The organism is Leucobacter sp. NPDC015123, assembly GCF_043080205.1.
Lineage (GTDB): Bacteria > Actinomycetota > Actinomycetes > Actinomycetales > Microbacteriaceae > Leucobacter > Leucobacter aridicollis_A.
On sequence record NZ_JBIBVH010000001.1, the window covers coordinates 627,387 to 645,338 of the forward strand.

At 65.5% G+C, this 17,952-nt stretch carries 22 protein-coding genes; 3 read left to right on the plus strand and 19 right to left on the minus strand.

Features of this window, described 5'->3' with window-relative positions; genetic code table 11:
* Positions 1 to 278 precede the first annotated feature (278 nt).
* Positions 279 to 1,820: a nitrilase-related carbon-nitrogen hydrolase gene (locus tag ACF07D_RS02885; RefSeq protein ID WP_391503810.1), complete on the plus strand. Its 1,542-nt coding sequence runs from the start codon at positions 279 to 281 to the stop codon at positions 1,818 to 1,820.
* Positions 1,821 to 1,880: 60 nt separating this feature from the next.
* A complete protein-coding gene (locus ACF07D_RS02890; RefSeq protein ID WP_119283270.1) occupies positions 1,881 to 2,354 on the plus strand; it encodes an Lrp/AsnC family transcriptional regulator in 474 nt (157 codons plus the stop codon).
* Between the two features lie 20 nt (positions 2,355 to 2,374).
* Here ACF07D_RS02890 and ACF07D_RS02895 read toward each other — a convergent pair whose 3' ends face one another.
* The 19 genes from ACF07D_RS02895 to ACF07D_RS02985 all read right to left on the minus strand — a co-directional run bounded on the left by ACF07D_RS02895 (position 2,375) and on the right by ACF07D_RS02985 (position 16,433).
* Entirely contained in the window at positions 2,375 to 2,827 is a 453-nt protein-coding gene (locus ACF07D_RS02895) for an Lrp/AsnC family transcriptional regulator (RefSeq protein WP_391503811.1), read from the minus strand.
* Between the two features lie 190 nt (positions 2,828 to 3,017).
* The gene (locus tag ACF07D_RS02900) at positions 3,018 to 4,907 is read right to left on the minus strand and encodes an Ig-like domain-containing protein (RefSeq protein WP_391503812.1); all 1,890 of its coding nucleotides are present in this window, start codon (positions 4,905 to 4,907) and stop codon (positions 3,018 to 3,020) included.
* Positions 4,908 to 4,993: 86 nt separating this feature from the next.
* On the minus strand, positions 4,994 to 6,442 hold the full coding sequence (locus ACF07D_RS02905; RefSeq protein ID WP_391503813.1) for a PepSY-associated TM helix domain-containing protein: 1,449 nt from the start codon (positions 6,440 to 6,442) through the stop codon (positions 4,994 to 4,996).
* 8 nt (positions 6,443 to 6,450) lie between these two features.
* Positions 6,451 to 7,056: a copper chaperone PCu(A)C gene (locus tag ACF07D_RS02910; RefSeq protein WP_391503814.1), complete on the minus strand. Its 606-nt coding sequence runs from the start codon at positions 7,054 to 7,056 to the stop codon at positions 6,451 to 6,453.
* A gap of 151 nt (positions 7,057 to 7,207) precedes the next feature.
* A complete protein-coding gene (locus ACF07D_RS02915) occupies positions 7,208 to 7,876 on the minus strand; it encodes a hypothetical protein (protein WP_391503815.1) in 669 nt (222 codons plus the stop codon).
* A 51-nt stretch (positions 7,877 to 7,927) separates the two neighbouring features.
* Positions 7,928 to 9,457 (minus strand): SDR family NAD(P)-dependent oxidoreductase, encoded by a 1,530-nt coding sequence (locus ACF07D_RS02920; protein WP_391503816.1) that lies wholly within the window; start codon positions 9,455 to 9,457, stop codon positions 7,928 to 7,930.
* Between the two features lie 54 nt (positions 9,458 to 9,511).
* Positions 9,512 to 9,862 (minus strand): hypothetical protein, encoded by a 351-nt coding sequence (locus ACF07D_RS02925; RefSeq protein WP_119283277.1) that lies wholly within the window; start codon positions 9,860 to 9,862, stop codon positions 9,512 to 9,514.
* A complete protein-coding gene (locus tag ACF07D_RS02930) occupies positions 9,859 to 10,473 on the minus strand; it encodes a hypothetical protein (RefSeq protein ID WP_391503817.1) in 615 nt (204 codons plus the stop codon). The genes ACF07D_RS02925 and ACF07D_RS02930 overlap by 4 nt, the downstream gene beginning before the upstream one ends.
* Complete coding sequence (locus tag ACF07D_RS02935; RefSeq protein ID WP_119283279.1) at positions 10,470 to 11,036, minus strand: RNA polymerase sigma factor; 567 nt, start codon at positions 11,034 to 11,036, stop codon at positions 10,470 to 10,472. Before ACF07D_RS02935 ends, ACF07D_RS02930 begins: the two co-directional genes overlap by 4 nt.
* A 215-nt stretch (positions 11,037 to 11,251) precedes the next feature.
* Entirely contained in the window at positions 11,252 to 11,425 is a 174-nt protein-coding gene (locus ACF07D_RS02940) for a CsbD family protein (protein ID WP_119283280.1), read from the minus strand.
* A gap of 64 nt (positions 11,426 to 11,489) precedes the next feature.
* The gene (locus ACF07D_RS02945) at positions 11,490 to 11,705 is read right to left on the minus strand and encodes a hypothetical protein (protein WP_119283281.1); all 216 of its coding nucleotides are present in this window, start codon (positions 11,703 to 11,705) and stop codon (positions 11,490 to 11,492) included.
* A gap of 37 nt (positions 11,706 to 11,742) precedes the next feature.
* The gene (locus ACF07D_RS02950) at positions 11,743 to 12,360 is read right to left on the minus strand and encodes a hypothetical protein (protein WP_391503818.1); all 618 of its coding nucleotides are present in this window, start codon (positions 12,358 to 12,360) and stop codon (positions 11,743 to 11,745) included.
* Positions 12,357 to 12,935 (minus strand): DNA/RNA endonuclease G, encoded by a 579-nt coding sequence (locus ACF07D_RS02955; RefSeq protein ID WP_391503819.1) that lies wholly within the window; start codon positions 12,933 to 12,935, stop codon positions 12,357 to 12,359. The genes ACF07D_RS02950 and ACF07D_RS02955 overlap by 4 nt, the downstream gene beginning before the upstream one ends.
* Positions 12,936 to 13,322, minus strand: a complete 387-nt coding sequence (locus tag ACF07D_RS02960) for an NTP pyrophosphohydrolase (protein WP_119283284.1) — start codon at positions 13,320 to 13,322, stop codon at positions 12,936 to 12,938.
* Positions 13,319 to 13,510: a DUF2273 domain-containing protein gene (locus ACF07D_RS02965; protein WP_119283285.1), complete on the minus strand. Its 192-nt coding sequence runs from the start codon at positions 13,508 to 13,510 to the stop codon at positions 13,319 to 13,321. The genes ACF07D_RS02960 and ACF07D_RS02965 overlap by 4 nt, the downstream gene beginning before the upstream one ends.
* A complete protein-coding gene (locus tag ACF07D_RS02970) occupies positions 13,507 to 14,013 on the minus strand; it encodes an Asp23/Gls24 family envelope stress response protein (protein ID WP_391503820.1) in 507 nt (168 codons plus the stop codon). Before ACF07D_RS02970 ends, ACF07D_RS02965 begins: the two co-directional genes overlap by 4 nt.
* A 218-nt stretch (positions 14,014 to 14,231) precedes the next feature.
* Positions 14,232 to 15,188, minus strand: a complete 957-nt coding sequence (locus ACF07D_RS02975; protein ID WP_391503821.1) for a pseudouridine synthase — start codon at positions 15,186 to 15,188, stop codon at positions 14,232 to 14,234.
* A 44-nt stretch (positions 15,189 to 15,232) separates the two neighbouring features.
* Positions 15,233 to 15,757: a hypothetical protein gene (locus ACF07D_RS02980; RefSeq protein ID WP_391503822.1), complete on the minus strand. Its 525-nt coding sequence runs from the start codon at positions 15,755 to 15,757 to the stop codon at positions 15,233 to 15,235.
* 100 nt (positions 15,758 to 15,857) lie between these two features.
* The gene (locus tag ACF07D_RS02985) at positions 15,858 to 16,433 is read right to left on the minus strand and encodes a TetR/AcrR family transcriptional regulator (protein ID WP_119283289.1); all 576 of its coding nucleotides are present in this window, start codon (positions 16,431 to 16,433) and stop codon (positions 15,858 to 15,860) included.
* 93 nt (positions 16,434 to 16,526) lie between these two features.
* On the opposite strand from ACF07D_RS02985, the gene ACF07D_RS02990 reads away from it, so the two are divergent.
* Entirely contained in the window at positions 16,527 to 17,951 is a 1,425-nt protein-coding gene (locus ACF07D_RS02990; protein ID WP_119283290.1) for a cytosine permease, read from the plus strand.
* Position 17,952: the final 1 nt, after the last annotated feature.

Below are 17,952 nucleotides of genomic sequence, written 5' to 3' on the forward strand. Positions count from 1 at the left end.
CGGGCGTCGGGGCTGGGCCCCGGATTGCCGAACATTGTGATGTTGTGCATCTCCACATTCATTCAGATGTGGAGGCCCCAATCATATGAGCGACCCGGGTCGCCAACAATGGCGCGAAAGCAGTTGTGTTGCGACTTTTGCGATGTGGTGAGATTTCGGTTTTTGAAACCACGAATTTCGCAATCTCGGCGGAATTGCCTCCCACGCCGGCGCAAGAATGAGTGCCACTCCCGCCGCGCACCGAGCGCTAGCGGCCCACCCTTGACGATCGGATCCCCATGAAAATTGCAGCCGCTCAGTTCGCCCCGACGGCGGACGTTCGTGACAACCTTGCGCGCGCCGAGGCGCTCGCAGAAGACGCAGCGGCCGCCGGGGTGGGGCTGCTCGTGCTCCCCGAGGAGTCGATGGTGCAGACCGGTCTCGTGACCGGTTCGCTGGCTCCCGTCGCGGACGATCACTGGGCAGAGTTCAGTGACGGCTTACGAGCCATCGCAGCCCGCCACCGCATCGCGCTTATCGCCTCGGGCCTCGAACCAAGCGGCACCCCTCGCCCGTTCAACACCATCCTTGCCGTCGACAGCGACGGCGCGCTCAGCGGCAGCTATCGAAAGCTGCACCTGTATGACGCGTTCTCGTACCAGGAGTCGGGCCGCGTGCAGCCCGGCGACGAACTCCCACCCGTCGTGCAGCTTGGCGGCGTGCGCGTCGGGCTCGTGAACTGTTACGACCTGCGCTTTCCCGAGCTCACGCGCTCACTCGTCGATGCGGGAGCAGAGGTCATTGCGGTCACCGCCGCATGGATGACAGGCCGCAACAAGGAAGACCACTGGTCGACCCTGCTCCGTGCGCGGGCGATCGAGAGCACGACATGGGTCGTGGCAAGCGGCAACTCGGCGCCCGACTGCGTGGCGGGAAGCAAGATCATCGACCCAATGGGCATCGTTGTCGCAGACGCGGGAGAGCCCGAGGTGGGCTGGTGCGCTGCCGAGGTCTCCGGCGACCGTACGGCGCAGGTGCGCCGCGTACTCCCGGCCCTCGCCAACCGCCGAATCGACCTCGCCTACACCGTTCGCCCCAAGATCTTCATCAAGGCCGCGGTGAATGGCGGCCGGGAGACGGCCGAAACCCCGCTCGTCCCGCTCACTCCCGCGGAAATTGCGGCCGAGGCCGCCGCCTCAGTTCGAGCTGGGGCGGATGTCATCCACGCGCACGCGCGCACCGCTGATGGTGGTCAAACGATTGACCCTGAACACATCGCTGCCATGGTGCGTGCGGTGCGGGAGGAGGATCCCACGATCGTCGTCGGCACAACCACCGGCCTCTGGACCTGCGCCGATCACGCGGACAGAATGGCAAAGATCGAGGCATGGGAGGCCGAGTGGCTGCCTGACTTCGCATCGGTCGCGTTCTGCGAAGAGGGTGCCGCCGAGGCGGCACAGGCCGTTCTCGCGCGAGGCATGGTGCTTGAGAGCGCTGTCTGGTCAATGGACGATGTGCCCGCGCTCCTCGCGTCGCCAACGCTGCACGACAACGTCCGCGTACTCATCGAGCCGCTCGCTGAGGATCCCGACCAGGCGGTGCGTGACTGTCGCGAGATGGCCGCGGCGCTCCGCGCGGGAGGGGTCACGGCCCCGCTGCTGTACCACGGGCTCGAGGGAACGACCTGGCCCGTGGTCCGCGCAGCCATCGCCGACGGTGTCGAGGTGCGAGTGGGTATCGAGGACGTCGTGAGTAGCGAGGACGGCGCGATCGCATCGAATAGTATTCAGGTAGCAGAAGCATTGCGGATCTACGCTGAGCTACACGCCACGACGGCCTAGCCGGTTCTGAGGCGCCGGTGGTGGTCTGCGTGCAACGACCACCACCGGGAGGAGCGACACATGCTCGATGACGTCGACTCTTCGATTCTCGCGATGCTCGGCCGCGACGGGCGCACCCCGTATACCTCCATCGCCGCTGCGCTTCACCTCAGCGAGGCGACGATTCGTAACCGAGTACAGCGAATGCTCGACAACGGAATTCTGGTGATTGTCGCGCTCTGCAACCCGATATCGCTCGGCATGCAGGCGCTCCGACTGTTCGTCACCGTCGATCACCCGTCCAGGGTGGAGAGCGTGTGCCTAGCGCTCGCGCAACTCCACCACACGAACCGAGTTGCCGCCGGTGCAGGTTCAAAGGAAATCTATGTTGAGCTGACGTGCGCGAGTCTCCCAGAATCGCAGCGGCTGCTCGACACTATTCGAGCTATCGACGGCATCTCGGAAATACAGACCTCGATCCTCACCCGGTTTGAGAAGGATCACTCGTGGCGTGGCCTGCGCGGCGGCAGCGGGCAGCGGCGAGCCCGCACGTAACGTTCGCCGCCGGAGACCCGTTAACTCGCCCAGACGTATGAGTCTTTGACGATCTCGCCGGTCCGCAAGAATTCAACCTTCCGTACACCCTCGTAGGCAGGCAGCTCGATCTTGATGAAGCGTTGAAAGTCACTGAGGTTCTGGAAGACGACGTCGAGAATCAGGTCTGCAGCCCCTACGGCTTCGGCAACCAGCTTCACCTCTGGGAGCTGCGCAAGCCGTTGCGCGACAGAGTGCGCTGACGCGCCGACGATTTGAATCGCGATATGCCCTTCGACGGCCCCGACTCCGTGCAACCCAGCGAGGCCAACGACCTGCAAGATCCCAAGCTCGGAGAGGCGAGCGAATCTCGACCGCACGGTCGACTCGCTCACCCCCAGTTCCGATGCGATCTGCCGAAACGGGCGGCGGCCATCCGCGCGCAGCGCATCGATAATCTGGCGATCGATTGAGTCGGCGACGTTGACGCTCATACTGTTCCTTCCAGATTCCGGGTTCGTAAGACCCGCAGGGGCCAGCCCCAGCGAACCAGCTACTCAAGCGGCAACGTGATCGTCTTCGCCTCGAACACAGTGTATTCCCGACGGGCCAGCGCCTCGCGCAGCTCGACTATACGTTCGCGCGGCGGCACGCGAGCGCTGCCGCCGCGCTGTGGCCGTCGCGCTAGGACCGCCGATTCAGTCGACGAGCACCGACCAGGGTTCCAGCTCCGAGCAGCAGCACTACGCCTCCAACGATGAGCGAGGCGGGGGTGCCGCTGCCAGTCGCGCCAAGCACGTTGGCGGGCTGCTCGATGGCTCGAGCAGGGGTGGTACCGGTACCTGGTTCACCGATGCCTTGACCCTCCCCGCTTTCACCGTTGTCGCCGCCATCGGTTTCGCCGCCGTCGGTCTCACCGCCGTCGGTCTCACCGCCGTCTTCATCTGGCACAGTGACAGTAATTTGCAAGGTCGTCGAGCTTACGAGCTGGCCGTGTCCGCTTGGCGTGAGCCGCAATTCGATCTCGTGGGACCCGGCGTGAAGCGCAGGGAGAGCCGCCTGACCGACGCCGTCGGTGACGGCGAAGGGGTCGCCGTGCGGCTGGTCGTTGACGAACGCCTGGACGGTGCCGTCCACTGGGGATCCACCAGGTCGCGGCGCGTCTCCGTTTTCGTCTCGCGAGCGAGTCTCCCCCGATTCCCCGCTTGCGCCCGTGGTGCTCGCCGTCACTGAGACGGGGATCGCTTCCGTTGGAGCAAAGTCGGTCTTTGCTGTCGAAGCGACGAGCGAGGTCTCCAGCCCCAAGATCTGCAATTGCAGCTGTTCGCTGCCCGAGGGCGCAAACCCTGGCTCTGGGACGAAGCGGGCCTCGACCGAGTGTTCACCGACTTCCAGGTCTGTTCCGTTGATCTCAAACGATGCTTCGCTCGTCCCGTCGGCGTCGGCGACACTCGTGCCGACTGTCACGGTTTGAGCGACTGCGCCGTCGATCAGCAGTTGCACGTCGCCACGCGGGTCGACAAGGCGGACAGGGTCTGAGTTGCGCACCACAGCTGAAACGCGGGTGGTCTCGTCGGCGCGGCTCGCAGGCACGCTCAGGTTCGCTGTCGTTGTCGTGTCGACGGCTGCGACGGTGACCTGCAGTGCTGCCGAGGTGGAGGCGGCGAAGTTGCCCGCCGCGTCGCCAACGAAGGCGGCGTGGAGCGATGTCGTGCCCCACGGGACAGTCACCTCGGTGAACTTCACCGTCCCGTCAGGGCGAAGGCCAGCGTGTGCAATGGGAGTCGAATCTGCGTACAGGGAGACTTCACCTGTCAGGCCGATGACCGGCGAGGTGACAACCGCCGAGACCTCGACCGGCTCGACCGCGGTGAGCACACTGGGTGCCTCGGTCACGTTGGTGTCAGTCGGAGCTTGGGCGACAGAAAACTCGAGCGGCTGGCTGGCCGAGGGCAGCGCGAAGCCAGTTGAGTCGTCGTTGGTGCCGTCGAAATGCGCGACGAGCGTGTGCGTCCCGGCGGCGGGAAAGTAGGTGAGGGGAATTAGTGAGGAAAACTTGCCACCCCCGGCGTAGATCAGCACGGTGCTTCCGATCTGCTGACCATCGAGTTCGAAGTGAATGGGCTTGCCTGAAAGGTTCGCTGGCCCAGCGAGCGTGACGGTGGCGCCGAGAATCGCAAGGTCGCCATACTTCGTTGGAGTGGCGAACATGTTGAGCGTCGTTGCAGATTCGACTCCCTCGGCTTGGGGTTCTACCGCAGCTGCGGGCGTGGCCGTGCCAGTGCCGCCCCAAGAGAGTGCAAGCACGAGCCCGGCTATGACGACGAGAAGCGCCGAGAACCGAACGCGTGCGGGCGTCGCGAAAAGGAGCGCGCTCTCCCGGGAAATGGCGCGAGAGGGGGCCTGAGAAGTGTCGAGCATCCCGCAAGCGTAGTAGTGCTCAGCGTGCGGCTGGAGCGCCGTCGGCGAAGTATGCGCGGTTTGATCGCGCGCCTGCGCAAACTGCACGCGGTGCACTGTCGGCCTCGTCTCGAGCAGGCTCCTCCCCAGTGCGAGCGGGCAGTCTTTCGACATCGGCCGACCTACTCAGGGCGCGCTCGGCCGCTGGGGCTTCGCGGGACGACCTGGCGATGCCTAGTCGTCCCGCGAAGCCCTACCGTCTAAGCTCTGCGAACCCGTCGTTCCCGCACTGCCCCAACAACAGTGTCAATCACGACGAACCCGAGCAGCGTCCAGCCGACGAAGGGCAACACTATGCCGATCCCGATGGCTGCGACGGCGACGATCCCAATCCCCCACCACGGTGCTCCGCGAACGGCTCCGCGGCGCGGCGGGCTAGCGAATTCGAGCGGCGAGGTGCGCGTCGGGCGCCTGCGCCACCACATGAGGTAGCCGAGCACGACAAGGGTCGCGATGCCAGCGGCGAGTAGCAACAAGACGAGCTGGTTTATGAGCCCAAACATTGCCCCCATGTGCAGATCGATCCCCCACCGGCTGAGCTTCGCGAGCGGCGGGTAGTCGGCGAAGTCGAGCCTGTCGACGACCTCCATCGTGCTCCCGTTGATCGCGACCTGGTCGACCTCTGTGGGAAACGCCGCCTTGATCTCTTTCACCACCCACGCCTGGCCTGGCTCGGCGGGCGGCTTGATCTCGACAAGCCCCGTGTTCACATTGATACGCTGCGCGATCGCGAGCATCGCATCGAACGTGTCGGGGTTCGCCTCGCCTGTCGGAGCCGACGCGGGCCCGTGATGGTGTGCGTGTTCGTCGTCCGCTGGCGCGGCCCCGTCAAGGCTCGTCGCGAGCGCGGGCGTCCCGCCGCCGAGCGCCGCGCGAACGACCCCGACGTTGCCGCCAGCGTACTGCGACCACGTGATGCCCGTCGCCGACAGAAACAGCGCGCCAACGAGCGCCCAGATGCCGAGCGATGTGTGCCAGCTCAGGGTCTTCCGGTAACCCGTGTACCGCCGGTTCGGGCGGACGAAGTCCTTCTTCGTGCGCGATTTCCTGATGCGCGCGATCCAGAGCCCGAGGCCAGCGAGCGCAATGATCCCCAGCCACGATGCGGCCAGTTCGCTGTAGAACCGGCCTGGCTCGCCGAGGTTCAGGTTGCGATGCAGGTTATCGACCCAGGTTCGAAGCGGCAGGGCGCCGCTCGTGCCGTAGACCGTGAGGTCGCCGCGGATCTCGGCGGTCGCCGGGTCGACGAACACCGCCCGCGATTCGCTCCCGCCGAGCGACGGATCGACGAACAGCACACGGGTTGTGGCCCCGGGTTCTGGGGCGGGTCGTACGGCGCTCAGCGCGACGTCGCCGCCGACGTATTGCTGGGCGGCTCGAATCTGATCCGCGAGCGACAGCTCGGCGTCGGAGGCAGGAACGCGAAGCTCGTGCGCATAGACTGCCTTTTCGATGACGGGTGTCAGCGCGTACAGGCCGCCAGACACCGCCGCGATCAGAATGAACGGACCGACGAGAACGCCGGCATAGAAGTGCAACCGAAGTAGCAGCTGGGCTAGCCAGCCTCGCGGGCGCTTCGGCCGTTGCTCGCGCGATGGGCCGGGTGCGGCCTGGGGGTGCGCTCCCAGGGATTCAGTCGTTGTTGTCATTGCGATCCTTAGTGGCCGCTGTGCGCGTCGTGGCCCGCCGCCGCACCGTCTGCCGCGTGATCGTCGTGGTCGCCCTCGTAGTTTTCGTTGGCACCCGCGTAGTCCTTCACGATCGCGGTGAAGTCGAGCTTGGAGCCGTCGGCGAATTCGAGCGTGAACGTGATGTCCTCGCCAGCGGTGACGGCGCTCGGCAGCCCCATGATCATGATGTGATTGCCTGCGGGTTCGAGGCTGAACTGCCCCGCGGCGGGGATCACGAAGCCGCCCTCGACCTCACGCATCACCATCTGCCCCGACTCGTTCGCGACAGTCTCGTGGAGTTCCATCATCGGTGACGCTGTCGAGGTGACTGAGACGATGTTGGCGTCAGTGTCGCTCGAGTTTTTCAGCAGCCCGAACGCCGCCGTCATCTCGCCTTTCTCGGCCGACTTGACCCACGCTTCTTCGATCGTCACCGAGTCTGCAGCTGGGTGCGCGGCGGCCGCACCAGGGTGCTCCCCGGAGTATGCGCCAGAACCGGTCGCGGCCTCGCCAGCCGAGCATCCGCTGAGGGCGAGAAGAGCGATGCCACACGCCACAGTAAAACGGGTCGCGCGAATATGAGTGTTGAACATTGTGTGCCTTTCAAGCATGCAAATTTTCCGGCTGCGCGCACGACGGCGGCGCAGGCCGAGTGCCGCGCCGGGTGAGCCGGGCGGCACAGGTTGAAAATGCTGAGAGGGGTCGCCTGGGTCGCTCCGGCCAGCCCGAGACGGGCGGCCGGTGCTACTCTGCGAACCCTGGCACTGCGGGTGGCCCGCGAAGGCTCCGGGTTGAGGCCGTGAGCTGTGTGAGCACCGCCCAGCCGGCGGTTGCGATGGCCTGCCCGTGGCGCTCGCGCACCTCGCGGAACACAGCGGGCACCCGTAGCGGCTCCGCGAGGCTGTGCTGCGCCCACGCGATGAGTCGCTCGGCGAGCTCGCGAAGCAGATGGATCGTCTGCTCGCCGCGGTACAGGAACAGAATCGTCACCGCAGCGCCAGCGAGGTGCGAGAGCCACATGATGGCGTCGCCATGGATGAGCATCGCTGTATGATCTGTCATCGCCGGCAGCTGCGCGCCAGGCGCCAGCACGGTCACCGCTTGCTGGCCGTGGTGCTGGTGGCCGCCGGAAACTGCCAGGCCAGCACCGCCCGCGCTCGGGGCGCCGAGTACGAAGAGTGTGTGGAAGAGCGTCTGGCTCGCGACAACCGAGAGCGACAGGCGCGCAAGCGAGAGCTTCCGTCCAGCGAGCAATACGCTGACGAGGAGCGAGAGCACAAACGGCACGCAGATGCCGAGCGGCTCTGGCATCGCGCCGCCTGCGAGCACGTGCGAGAACAGGGCGACGAACGTCGCGATCGCAGCTGCCGTCGAACCCCGCACGACGTGCGGGAGTCGAGTTGTTGGCTGCATGCTCACATTATTCCGCACAGCAAGCCGCGCAACGTGGGAAAACGCGGCGGGCTACCAGGCGCTCGGCTCGTAGTCCTTCACGAAGCAGCCGTACAGGTCCTCGCCGGCCTCGCCGCGCACGATCGGGTCGTACACGCGGGCGGCGCCATCGACGAGGTCGAGCGGGGCGTGGAACCCCTCTTCGGCCAAGCGCACCTTCGTGAAGTGCGGGCGCTCGTCAGTGATCCAGCCCGTGTCGACAGCGGTCATGAGGATCCCGTCCGTCGTGAACATCTCTTCCGCGCTGGTGCGGGTGAGCATGTTCAGGGCGGCTTTCGCCATGTTCGTGTGCGGGTGGCCCGGGCCCTTGTACTTGCGCGAGAACTGCCCCTCCATCGCCGACACGTTCACGACGTAGGTGCGGCGGGCAGGCGACGCGGCCATTGAGGCGCGCAGCCGGCTGATAAGTATGAACGGTGCCGTCGAGTTGCACAGCTGCACCTCGAGCATCTCGATCGGGTCGACCTCTTGCACGTGCTGCACCCAACTGTTCACGTGCGCGACGTCAGGCACGAGACCGCCGGCGTCGATCGCTGAGCCATCAGCGTGCTTGTCGAGCGACGAGGATCCGGCAGCCATCGCAAGCGCGGTGAGGTCGTCGGCGCTGCGAGCCTGCTCGAGCCCCGCGGCGACAGTGCCCGAAAGGAGCGCCGGTGAGAACGCATCAAGCGAGACGGCACCGTCGTCGCCGACCGAGGACTGCAGCGCGCGCGGGTGGAGCTCTGCCGGGTGTCCCAGCGTCTCGGTCTCGGGGTACACGCCGGCAGGGAGTGGCTGCGATTCAGCGTCGGCAAGCAGCGAGTACGAGCCTGGCGAGCGCCTGACCGTCTGCGCCGCGTTGTTGATGAGGATGTCGAGCGGGCCGCGGGCCGCGACTGAGTCAGCGAGCGCGACGACCTGCGAGGGGTCGCGCAGGTCGATGCCGACGATGCGCAGGCGGTCGATCCAGTCGGCCGAGTCAGGGAGCGACGCGAACCGGCGGGCCGCGTCTCGCGGAAAACGGGTCGTGATTGTCGTGTGTGCGCCGTCACGCAGCAGGCGAAGCGCGATGTGCATCCCGATCTTCGCGCGCCCGCCAGTGAGCAGCGCCCGCTTGCCCGTGAGGTCGGTGCGCGCGTTGCGCTTGCCGTGGCTAAACTCTGCGCAGCTCGGGCAGAGCTGGTGGTAGAACGACTCGACCTTCGTGTACGGCTGCTTGCAGATGTAGCATGCCTGCGCCTTGCGCAGCTCCCCAACGTACTTCGCCTCCGAGGTGGCGGTGAGGGTGAGGCCGCGGGTCTCGTCGTCGATCCTGTCGGGCGCTCCCGTCGCGGTCGCCTCGATTACGGCGCGGTTCGCCTGAGCAATCTCGCCGCGCTGCACCCGGCGCCGCTCGCTCTTCGCAGCCTTATACATCGCCGATGTCGCACGGCGGATGGTGACGACGTCCGCGTGCTCGCTTGGCAGCTTTGCGGCTGCGGCGATGACGCGCAGCGCGGTTTCGAGGTCCGCGGGGTCGATGTCGCTCGGTTGGGGCGTTGCGCCTGCGGGTGTCTCGGTCATTGCGTCAATGTTACGCGAGCTGGCTGGGCCCCGGGACGAGCGACGGCGACGGCCCTAGCTTCGAAGGCCGTCTCCGTTGACGTGCACCACGGTGAGGTGCACCTGTTCGAGCGCGAGCTGCGACGCGGTGACGGCCTCTGTGACAGCGGTGCTCGCCAGTTCGAGCACCTGCACGCTGCTCACGGCCGAGTCGACGCCGACCGCTGCCGTCACCGTCACGCCCGACGTGCCGTCGTCGACGCGCACGAGGGATGACCGCTGCTGTTGCCCGCGTAGCAGCGCCGCGCTGGCGTCGATAAGCTTCGCGACGCTGCTGCCCGTCCGATAGAGTCCTGTCACTCCGGGCACAGATCGGATGGCAACTTCGAGCGCTGCTTCGAGGCGGTCAGCGGCACGTTCGGTCATGTGTTCTCTACTATCTGCGGGTTCACGGGCTGCACATCGCGCACGACGATGTCGACGTCGGTCAGCGTTACTGTCGTGTGGGAGGCGACGAGTGATCGGATCTCCGCGCGAACGGCATCCGCTGCCGCGTGAATCTCGGCGCCGTACGGGACGCTCAGTTCGATCGCCACGCGGACGGGTGCGTTCGGCTCGGTGATGTCGCCGGCGAACGTACATTTGCCGACCAGCGTACCGGGGGCCGCACGCTCCGCCCGCCGGATAAGGCCGCGGAGCGCGCCCTCGGTGATTCCGGCGTCGGTCGCGGGGCTGTCGAGGACGATCGGGATCCGTCGTCCGGCGTGAACATCGAGCGCGATGCCTGCGAGCACCCCTTGCACCCAGCTGTCCTCCGCGAGAGGTTCGGCGGCCGCATCGGCGTCGAGGAGCAGGGGTGAGAGCTCGCCGATGCGCTGTAGCGCGTCGAGGGCGCGCTGACACCCTGCGGACGCCTCGATGCGGGGATTGGGCGGGGTGCGACCGTTGTCGAGGTACTCGGAAAGTTCTTCGATTGAGACGCCGTCGAGGTCTTCTGGGCGCAGCCCAAGGAGCGCGCGATGGTCGGTCTTGCTCATCGCCACTCCTCCATTCGAACGATTATGTGTTTCCGGGCCCGGGCAAGCTTGCCGCGCACCGTCGAGGCCGGGAGCTCGAGCTGCTCAGCGATCTCGTCGTAGCTATACTCGCCGATTTCTCGCAATACCCAGCATTGACGCTCGGTGTCCGGTAGATCCGCAAGTGCTTCCTGTAGCGCTTGCACGCCCGCGTTGGCCTCGTGTCTTCGGGGAGGGTCCGAGTGCTGCGGCCCGGGTACCTCGAGAGCCGTAATATCCGTGTGCGGGCGCAGGGCACGCACACGGTCGACCGCTTTTCGACTCGTGATGCGCATGATCCAGCTCTTCACCCGGTCGGGGTTCTCCAGTGTCTCCAGCTGCTCCCACGCCGTGATGAATGTCTCTTGCACCACGTCGTCGAGCTCGGCGGTGCCAGGCAGTATCCGTCTCGCATAGGCCCGCATCATCGGAGCGTATCGCCGCACCAACGCCGCGAAGGCGACGGTGTCTCCCTCGGTTGCCCGTCCGACAAGGATCCAGTCGGGCGCTGTTTCCAATACTTCCCGGTGGTGTTGCTCCGCCATCCGTCGCTCCCCTCGCACGGTGTGCTTCCCCCGAAACCCATTGCGGCCATTCCCCACTGACCACGATCCCCATCCTCGGTACGGGATTCACAATCGCACGACCCTTTGTAGGTTTCTGGCAACCATTCGACCCTGCGGCGCTCAGAACGCGAGGATTCGACAGTTTCGCCACGACGGCCGATGAGGTGGCCTGGGCCACCTCACCGGCACCGTGCCTACTTCTTGAACGCGTCCTTGACGTCCTCGACGGCTCCCTTCGCCTCGCCCTTGAGCTTGTCGGCTTTGCCCTCCGCAACGAGCTTGTCGTTGTCGGTGAGCTTCCCGACGGTCTCCTTGACCTGTCCTGCGACCTTGTCAGCGGCCGCCTTGATCTTGTCTTCTGCACTCATGATGTTCTCCTGTCTGATGTGCCCCGAGGGATTCGGGGTCTGTGGTGGTGGGTTGGGTTTCTGGTTATGCGCCCAGTACGCGCTTCTGCGCCTGCTGGACGAGCTTGCGCGTGGCCTTGGCGCGTCGGCGGCGAGCCTTTTGCGCTTCAGGGCTTGTCCACAAGCGTTCGATCTGGTGGCGAAGATCTTCGTAGTTCTTCCCACGAGACTTCGCCGACTCGACGCCTACCCAATAGGCCGCTATGCCGATGACAGCGACAATGAACAGGTTCTTCCACATCGTGTTCCCCCCTTTCTGATTGTGACTAGTGGCTGAGCTAGCGGACCCGGGGCTGGTCGGCGGCAAGTTTTGCGCGCAGACCCGAGTGGATCGAGATGTATGTCGGCGGTTGTTCCCCCAGCAACGTGCCGAGATTGTCGAGGAGGCCGGCAACAGTGGCCGCGGTGCGAGCGGGCGAGACGTTCTGACGGGGCGTGACGCTCACGTGCAGCACGTCCTGGCCGCGCACGCGGCTCGCGCTGACCTTCGTCGACAGAATCTCTTCGTGCCTCGACAGCGACTCGTTCAGAGCATCGGCGACGAACCCCTGTGTCACGGTGACGGGGCCGATCGCTCCCTCGTCCCCCTCGACACGAGTCACGGTATGCACCTTGCCACCGCCCAGGCGGGCCACGGTGACGACCGCGAACACAACGAGCGCGAGCAGCACGAGGAGCAACCCGAGGGTCACCCAACTGACCGTCGTGCTCGGGTGCAGCCGAGCGCCTTCGTCAGCGGCGATGAGCCACTCGCGCAGCTGGCCAACACCGTCCCGCCACGCCTGGCCCGCTGGACGCCAGATGATGGCGGCGAAGGCCGTTCCACCTGCCGCGAGCAGGATGAGCCCGACGACGAGCAGGATGCCGCGGTTCACCGCGCGGTTGGTCGCGTTCATTCCTGGCCTCCGTTCGATGTGGGGCGCTGGATCCGGGCTCGGGCACGAACCGTGGGCGAAAGCCCATAGCTCGACAGCTCGGCGGCAGCGATCTCACGGACGTACCCGGCGTCGATCTGCTGACCGGGCTCGGGTCGGACAGTGACGTCGGCGCTTCGGTGTCCGATGCCGACGACAACGGCGCCGCGCGAGACATCAAGCTCACGCCGCACACGCTCGGCGACCGCCGAGGCGATGACGCCGTTGTCGGCGACAACCGCATACGGGCCATCGGTGAGCTGGTGCTTTGATCGCCGGCCAGGCGCTATCGCGAGGCCAACCAGCACGAGCCCAAGCACGACGATCGCTAGCGCGCCAACGGCGCCCGCACTACCAAGCGCGGGCACGTCTCCGAGCCACCTGGCTGCGTCTCCCGGAGTGACGAGCAGCGGTTCTGAGCGCGTGAGATGCAGCACGAGCTCGATCCCCACATAGGTGGCCGCGGCCGCCGTAAGCACGAGTGCTCCGACGGCGAGCACGGTCCGCGGGGAATGAGTCTCGCGGCGCACGACGCGCGTCAGTGTGCCATTCAACATTTACCTCACCCGCCTCTGCTCTGGAATGATCGCCCCGGTGACCACGACCGACACACGCCTGATCTCCCTGCCGGTGAGCAGGCCGAGCTCGCTCACGAGCGCGGTCTGCAGCGCGCGCACGCGCTCCAAGAGCGGCATCTCCGCCTGGATGGCTCCAGTCTGAGACAGCTCGGGAATGGGCAGTTTCGTCGCCACCTTCACGGTGAGCGCCCCGCCCCAGTCCGCGAGATCGACGTTCACCGCCTCGCGCGGTGCGCCGGCTCGGTGTGCGATCGACTCGCGGACAGCTTTCTCGAGTGCGCGCGGCTGAACGCGAATCGCGCCCCGCACGTCGTGGCGTGGGCCGACCGTCTGCTGAGCTGGCGCGTCAACGGTCGTGGGGCTCATGACGACGTTCGCCTCCCCGTGAAGACGCCGGCGAGCGCCCGGAGGTCGAGATCGCCCGACACCACTCTGCCGACCAGCGCGCCGACGGCCATGAGGATCGCGACGAGGAGGAATCCCCAGAACCCGAAGATAAGCCCCGCAAACGCGAGCACCGCGCCGGTCAGCGCGCCCGCCAGTGTGGCGCTCATGAGACGCGCGACTCTGTGTCGTCGTCAGCATCGTCGGTCGGCAGGTGCACGTCGTTCACATCGACGTTGACCTCAACGACCTCGAGTCCGACCATCTTGGTGATCGCTGCGGTGACTGCAGTGCGCACGTTCTCGGCGACCGTCTGGATCGGTGCCGGGTAGTCCACCACGATGGTGATGTCGGCGGCCGCCTGAGTTTCTCCGACCTCGACCTTGACGCCCTGCGTGAGGTCGGTCGCGTTCATCGCTTCGCGAATGGCGCCGAGCGCCCGCGCTCCACCACCGCCAAGCGCGTAGACTCCGCCGACCTCGCGGGCCGCGATTCCCGCGATCTTTGCCACGACGCCCTCGGCGACGCTTGTGCGTCCGCCTGCGTGGTTCGTCTCGTTTGCGTCATTGGAGAACTGAACCCTGTCGACGCGCGACGATGGCGACGCCGCGTGTGGGGCGGGTGCCGCCGGGGTCGCGCTTACTGGGGTGGTGTTCTTCTTTTCAGTAGCCATCAGAATTTCCTCCCTATCGGGGTGCGGCCCGAACGGCCACACCGTCAGTGCGAGCGCATCATGTCGCTCTGCAGGTAGGTCGGTGGGAGGCACAACATCGTCACAAAAAACCGAGAAACTACGATCAATTTCTGAGATTTACGCCGCGTGTTGGCCTAGTAGCACCGGCGCGATGGATATTTCTGCACCGACTGCGCACCATCGGGGAGGGGCGCAGGCTAGTTCGTCGAGACGAGCGGCAGGGCCCGCCCGCTGACGAAGGATCGCTCACTGCCGTCAACGGGGTCGGTGAACCGGAGCTCGCTCGCGAGCAACTGGAGCGGCGTCGAGAAGTCATCGATGGCGACGTTTCGGGCCGCGGGGTAAAGCGGGTCGCCCTCGATCGGGATCCCGAGGCTCCACAAATGGATGCGCAACTGGTGGGTCTTGCCCGTGCGCGGGGTCAGCCGATAGACGGCGCGGCCAGGCTCGCCGCCGAGCGCGGCCTCTTCCTGCGAAGTGAGCGTGCGCTCGAACTCGACGAGCGACTCGGAGTTCGGTTTTCTCCCCGCCAGCACCTCGGCCTGCATCGTTCCAGGCACCTTGTGCAGGTGGTTTCGCACCGTCGTGGGAAGCTCAAGTCCGTCGCTCACTGGCGCGACAGCCCGGTACGTCTTCGTCACCTCGCCGTCTTGGAACATCGTCTGGTAGGCGCCACGAAATCTGCGCTCGACAGACATGAGCAGTACGCCCGAGGTCACCCTGTCGAGGCGGTGCATCGGGGTGAGTTCTGGCAAACCGAGCTCGTGTCGCAGGCGCACGACGACGCTCTCCCTGACGTGTCGGCCGCGCGGAATTGTCGAGAGAAACGCGGGTTTGTCCACGACGACGATTCGGTCGTCGCGAAACAGCACCGGAATGTCGCCGGGCACCGGCGCCTCGTCTGGCAGATCGCGGTAGAACCACACGAAGACGTTTGATCGGTACGGGTCAGCAGCGAGCACAGGCTCGCCAGACTCGAGCACGAATCTGCCGTCTTCGATGAAGGCGTCTACATCGATGTGCGCGCCGACTCTGAAGTGCAACCAATCACGCATCGAGACCCACTCCCGCGGGTCCTCCCCCGGGCGTGCAGCAGAGTTCAGCCAGGCTGCGTCAAGCCCCATACGCTGGGGCAACGGAGAACGCGGAGGCACCAGACGAGCCTACCGCCAGCAGAACAGCGTCGCCTCGCCGCCCCCTACGAGCAATTGCCGCACACGCCCGACAGAGCCATCATCATGAAGCAGTTCGGGCAGACTGGCTGCACTCGCTCCTGCTGAGCCGCGGGCTTCGCCTTCGGTTCAGCCTTCGGCTTCGCGGCCCTGGTCCCCTTTGCACGCGATGCCTTCACCGGGCCACGCTCGGCCGCGAGCTCCTCGGCCTCAATGATCGAACCGCGCCCGTGCAGGGGGTGGTCAACTGCCCACATGCCCGGCCGGCGGCTACTCCGCCAGCGCGGCGCCTCGCTGCCTGCTGCAGCGATCGCGTCCTCTTCTGACATGAAACCGACCGAGTATCCCTGACGCACCTGAATGTCGGGGCCCCCGTCAGAGCGCACAACCGTGATGCCGCCGTCGGCGCGCAGCAGGCGTTCGACTGGAATTCGGCTCATCATTGTGCGCAGAAACACTCGGTTCGGAACCGGGGCGCGCCGATGCACGAGGGCTTCCTCCAGCGATCCGTAGCGATTCAGCGGTGATTCATTCGTTGCCGACAGATCCATGATGTGTGCCCTCCCCAGGTGCGTGCGGGCGAAAAATTGCCACCCACCAGTATCTCGCACTTGGCCGCATTGCCACTCCACGGCGGGGCGCCGGGCGCGGCTACGCGGCGGTCGATGCGATCCGCGCGCGAACTTCCGCCAGGTAGATCAGGAGCGCGCGCTCCGCCCAGCTTGGAGTGCACTCGTCACGGACAACAACATGCAAAGTCAGCCCGTCGACGAATGCGTGCAATTGGTCGACAAGGTCCTCCGAAGTCGACCCAAGCCACTCGGCGACATCGTGGCACACACTTCGAATGTAGGCGTTCGCTCGCGCCCTGACAGGCTGCAGTTCCGCGTCGGCGACCGCAGCCATCTCAAGCGCAAGCCACACGACCGCCTCGGTGTGCTTCTCGCCATCGACAGGCATGAGTTCCAGGAGCGCGTTCTTGCCCCAGTCGCTGTCTCGCGGAAGCTCCTCGACTCGCTCTTGCAGCCGTTCGAGCACGGCAGATATTGCGCGCTCACGGACACTGCTTTGTGTGGGGAAGGAGTACCGGAGCGAGCTTGGCGCCAGGTCCGCTTCTTTTGCCACGCTTCGCACGGTGAGCGCCGTCATCCCTTCGCGGGCGATGACGCGCCATGCCGCCTCAACAACAGCTCGATCTCGCGCTTCGTGGTCGAGCTGTCTTGCCATACAGAGATTCTCGCACAGTTGTGCTACTATCTCAATTCGCACAACTGTGCGACTATTCGTGCGGGCGACACAGCCGACGCTGAAAGGACAACGATGTCGACGCACTCCACTCCACCGACGATCGAAACGAGATCGATCGATTACGTCCCTCGAGCCGAACGCCGAGGCAAGGTCTGGCACCAGGGCCCCTTCTGGTTCACCGGAAACTTCGTGATCCTCACCATGCTCGTTGGGTTCACCGGGCCGACAATGGGCCTTAGCGTCCCGTGGACCGTGCTCGCGATCGTGCTCGGCGCCGGGTCTGGCACTTTCTTCATGGCCTTTCACGCGAACCAGGGCCCTCGAATGGGGCTCCCCCAGATGATCCAGTCTCGCGCCCAGTTCGGCTCACGTGGCGCAATCATTCCCTTCATCGCGACGGTCTTCGTCTACGTGGGGTTCATGGTGTTTGACACCATCATCGGCACTCAAGGCATCCAGACCGTCGCGCCTGGCGGCGACTTCTTCTGGTACCCCGTGCTTATCGTCGTCTCGATTGTGATCGCCATCGTGGGCCACGACCTCCTGCATGTCGTGCAACGCTGGCTCACCTACATTCTCATCGTCACCTTCGGCATCGTGACAGTTCTCGCGATCTTCGTGCTGCCCACCGCCGCAGGAGCGCCGGGCCTCAGCGCAGGCTGGAACACCGCAGCGTTCTTTGTTCAGTTCTCGCTCGCTGCGGGCTTTAACCTCAGCTACTCGGTCTATGTCTCGGACTATTCCCGGTACCTTCCAGAAGACGCTCCGGCGGGCAAGCTCATCGGCTGGACGTACGCCGGCGCGGCCGGCTCCGCAATATGGCTGATGTCCCTCGGAGCGGTACTCAGCAGCAAGATCCCGAACGTCGATGGCATTCCCGCCCTCATGCAAACTGGTGACCTGCTGTTCCCGGGCTTCGGCACCATTGTCGTTCTCGTGGGGTCGGTAGCGCTCATCACGATCATGGGCGTGAACGCGTACGGAGCCATGCTCACCGGCATTAGCGCAGTCGATGGGTTCAAGCGCATGCGGCCAACCGTCACGCTCAGGGTTGTGAGCCTCGCACTTGTTGGGGCCCTCGCCCTCGTCGTCGCGCTCTCAATCCCAGACGACTACCTCGACAGCTTCAACTCATTCGTGACACTCATGCTCTACTTCTTGGTGCCGTGGACCGCGGTGAATCTCGTCGACTTCTACTTCGTGCGCCACGGCCGCTATGCCATCACCGAGATCTTCAACCCCAACGGAATCTATGGCCGTTGGGCGTGGCGCGGACTTGTGTCGTACCTTGCGGGTTTCGTTGTCGCGATCCCGTTCTTCTCGCTCCCGATTTATACAGGCCCTGTCGCACACGCCCTCGGAGGCGCTGATCTATCGTTCGTGCCAGCAATCATCGTCTCCGGCGGCCTGTACTTCCTCCTGACGCGCGGGCAAGACCGCACCGCCGAAGCGGCAGCGATCCTGCAAAGTGAACGCACGCTCGAAGGACCTCGCTGAC